Source organism: Nonomuraea phyllanthi, from assembly GCF_006334985.2.
Classification (GTDB): domain Bacteria; phylum Actinomycetota; class Actinomycetes; order Streptosporangiales; family Streptosporangiaceae; genus Nonomuraea; species Nonomuraea phyllanthi.
The window spans coordinates 1-2348 of record NZ_VDLX02000050.1; the positions used below are offsets into that span (position 1 = coordinate 1).

General features: G+C 66.0%; 3 protein-coding genes. All 3 read right to left on the minus strand.

Translation table 11 applies throughout. The annotated features are described in order from the left end of the window. Positions 1–229 precede the first annotated feature (229 nt). Positions 230–784 (minus strand): nucleoside/nucleotide kinase family protein, encoded by a 555-nt coding sequence (locus FH608_RS51060; RefSeq protein ID WP_139638456.1) that lies wholly within the window; start codon positions 782–784, stop codon positions 230–232. Continuing rightward, the gene (locus FH608_RS51065) at positions 781–1512 is read right to left on the minus strand and encodes an AAA family ATPase (protein WP_226900763.1); all 732 of its coding nucleotides are present in this window, start codon (positions 1510–1512) and stop codon (positions 781–783) included. Before FH608_RS51065 ends, FH608_RS51060 begins: the two co-directional genes overlap by 4 nt. A 545-nt stretch (positions 1513–2057) precedes the next feature. After that, positions 2058–2348: winged helix-turn-helix domain-containing protein (locus FH608_RS51070; RefSeq protein ID WP_139638457.1), on the minus strand; the 291-nt coding region annotated here is incomplete at its 5' end.

Consider the following 2348-nt stretch of genomic DNA (forward strand, 5'->3'; position numbering starts at 1 on the left):
TGTCCAGGTGCGATGGGAGCGACCCCTGCACCGCGCCGAGCGCCTCCGGGTTCGCGCGCACACGTGCGCGTGCACTTACCCGATGTACGAGTTCTGTACGGCCGCCGGCCTGGGGTTCGTCCGATGCCTCCCGTCCGGGGACCCTGCGGACATCCTTGAAAGCTCGTGGATGTCTGCCCGCGCCGGGTGGAGTCTGTGGATTCAGATTCTTAACGGTGAGGCGCGGTGACTAAGGGGCTCCCGCGTGCTGCTTGAAGTAGGCGCCGGCAGTCTGCCGGGCGACCTCGTCCGGCGTGGCCTGGTCCGTGCGGAAGCGGCAGTGGAACAGGCCGTGGTCGTTGGCGCACAGGTCGGCGAGTGTCTCGTCCCATGCCTGGAGGCGGTGGATCGTGTCGCTGTCGCCACGCTGGCGGGAGCGTTCCTCACAGACCTGCCGCGGGATCCAGAGCAGGACGACGAGCCATGGCGCGGGCTGGACCAGGCGCCGGATGTCGGCGATGTTGCCCAGGTGGACGACCGGCACTTGACCGGCCGCCGTGAGCCGGTCGAGCTTGTGGCGGTCGATGGCGTAGGTGTTTCCGTAGCGGCGGGATTCGACCAGGACACGCCCGGCTGCCCGGAGCCGTGCGAGATCCTCGGCGCTGACGAAGTCGTACTCGGCTCCGCGCCGGTTCCCCGCCTTGAGCTTGCGTACCAGCGTGAATCGCTGGTCGACTTCGCCGAGGGCTGCGGTGACGGTGCTCTTACCACTGGCAGGCGGTCCGTACAGCACAATGCCCATCATGTGAGGATCCGTTTGAGCGTCTCGCGGGTCTGGTCGGCCAGGCTGATAGCGGCACCCAGTCGGTTGTCCACGGTGATGTGCGCGGTGGACGGGCTGGTCTCCGTGTTGAGGCCGCTGACGTACGTCTGCCAGTTGTCGAGCTTCCAGGCGTCGCGGGGAGCTCCCCGGAACTCGATGTACTCGCGCATGGATTCGGGATCGCAGCGCACCCACACCACCGCCACGTCGATGCCCCTGGCCGCGCATCGGTTGGTGAGGCGGCAGACCCAATCGGGATCGGCCAGCTCGGCGATGAACGGGGCCGACAGGATCGCCGAGGTGCCGACCTTGAGGTTGTCGAACGCGGTTTCCATCAGGCACCGGTACTCCAGCGGGCGGACCTCGCTGAGGTACAGCTCGGTGTGCCGGTCGTGGGGGTCGCCGCCGAGGGAGATGAGCAGGCGTTCGACCATGGCGCGGGTCAGGGAGTCCTTGTCCAGGAAGGCCCAGCCAGTGATGTCGGACAGGAAGCGGGAGAACTCGGTCTTTCCCGATCCGGCGTAGCCGCCGACGAGCGTGAGGATGGGCTTGGGGCTGCCGTGCCCGTGGCGTCGTCGCCAGGCGTCCACGACGCGGTTGAGGAGTGCGTTCTGCTCGGCGTTGGATGGGGCGCCCGCGACTTTGTGCAGCGTTTGTTCGATCACCTGGGCGGCGGCGTTGTCGGTGGCGGGGTCGGTGGGTTGAGGCAAATCCGAGATGGAATTTTCCACTTGGGTTATTTCACCGGGGAGCGGCAGGCGGAAACCCAGAGTAGGTTCATTTGCCTGATATAGGAGACAGTACGCTCTTCGGTAGTGAGGTCCGGGATATACCGATCCCTGTTCGTGTGCCCAGAGTGTCTGGAAGTTGGCGGCAGGCGCGGTCAGGCCGTGGCGGCTGGCGACCTGGCGGAGCTGGTCACCAGCGGCTTCGAGGGTCAGCCCGTGTGCTTCGCGATGCTGGCGCAGGACCAGAGGTTGCCAGCCGGGGCGGTGAATTGTCTTCATCGCATCCTTTTCGCGCACCTTGGGGAGCGCGCAATGTGTAAGCGCATGTGTAACCGCCGTGCAGGCAGCAGTGAAGAAGCTTAGCTAACGCTCCGTGATACTCACCAGCGCCGATACGCGATGAACTAACGGCATCCCCGCCGGGATAACGACCGACCAGAAAAGGGGTGCCGGAGTGACCGCAAATCAGCGAATTATCGACGAACTTCAGGCCATTCGGTCTGAAATGGAGGAGTTGGCCTGTCGGGTCAGCGAGATCGCTTCGGCCCTTGGAACACAGCCTTCTCCAGATCCGCGATCCGCTCGCCGAGGGTCGCCAGAGTGCTCCGCATCTGAGCGAGCTGCTCCATGACCTCCGACGAGGCCGGCTGCTCGGCCGACGCCGCGGCGTCCTCGCGGACGAACACGCCCTTGCCCTGTTGGCCAACGATCAGGCCCTCGGTGCGCAGCACACTGATCGCTGCCTTGACCACGCTGGCGGACACGTCGTAGCGCTGGCAGAGCTGGGCGGTCGATGGCAGCGCAGCGCCGGGCGCGAG

Bases quoted from the DNA above. Each gene is read 5' to 3' on its own strand.
- FH608_RS51060 (WP_139638456.1), bottom strand. From the start codon at position 784: ATGATGGGCATTGTGCTGTACGGACCGCCTGCCAGTGGTAAGAGCACC.